1 protein-coding gene is annotated in these 716 nt (G+C 36.0%); it reads right to left on the reverse strand.

Annotation, left to right across the window (positions count from 1 at the left end; all coding sequences use genetic code 11):
* A partial coding sequence (locus tag FPQ13_RS13270; RefSeq protein WP_144089752.1) for an SGNH/GDSL hydrolase family protein occupies positions 1-716 on the reverse strand: 716 nt, incomplete at both ends.

Raw genomic sequence — 716 nt, forward strand, 5'->3', positions numbered from 1 at the left:
CTGGATTATTTTTCCTGATAACTTCAATTGCAGAACAAAAGGCGCCGTAAAACGTTTTAGTGTCGGTTTTATCAGTGCCTATCGGTACGCCTGCCCAATAACCATGTAACCAGTCATCATCTGTACCTTGTAATATGATTAGGTCTCCTCTTATTTGCTCTGCTTGTCTATAAATGCTGTTTTCTACCGCTTCTTTACCTATTGGAACTGTTGCCATTGTTGCGCCACCTCTTGCAAGGTTGGTCGTTTTAGCTTTTAACTTCTTGCCTAACATTTCTGTGAAATTAGTTTTCGCATGTGATCCTCTAGCTACAGAATCGCCAATCGTTCCAATTGTTTTTACATCTTTAATGTTTGATTTATCTATAAAATCATGAACGATAGTGCCGTCAGATGTAGTCACAGTTTTAGAGCTTACCTTCTGTTGTTTATCTTCAATCAAATCAGTTCTACTCATCAAATCGAGTGTTGATTTAGCTATTGACGCTACTTTAGACTTCAAGTTTTCTGCCGCTTTACTAGGATTAGAAAGGTTAACATCATTTAATCCAGAAACATAGTTAGCTGCAGTATTAACTTTTTTCATATATCGTTGTTCTCGATTAAACTCACCAAGCGTTACATCTTGCTTAACAATTACATTGTTTATACCCCTAATCGTTTTAACTTGTACTATACGGACTAAATCATTCAAACCTAGTTTGGTAGATTTTATT

This window comes from Allobacillus salarius, from assembly GCF_007559425.1.
Classification (GTDB): domain Bacteria; phylum Bacillota; class Bacilli; order Bacillales; family Alkalibacillaceae; genus Allobacillus; species Allobacillus salarius.